Annotated in this window: 1 protein-coding gene; it reads left to right on the plus strand. The window is 48.5% G+C overall.

The genetic code is table 11. The annotated features are described in order from the left end of the window. The coding region (locus ACX5KA_RS13915) for a hypothetical protein (protein ID WP_458731460.1) at nt 1-235 on the plus strand (235 nt) is incomplete at both ends.

Below are 235 nucleotides of genomic sequence, written 5' to 3' on the forward strand. Positions count from 1 at the left end.
GGACAGCCCTACCCTACTGACTATTCCTGACATATCAGGTGACGATACACCAGAACTTGCCGCCGCGGGATTAAACACCAACACCAACCGCTATCAGCTACAAATTAAAGATGGCAGTGACCGCAACAATACCTTAAACAATATTACCTGGCCCAACCGCTGGAGTAACGTGAGCTTCCATGTGTTTGACGATATGGATGGTGATGGTTTAGCCGATGTGGTATTGCAAGGCCTG

The organism is Alteromonas alvinellae (assembly GCF_902705805.1).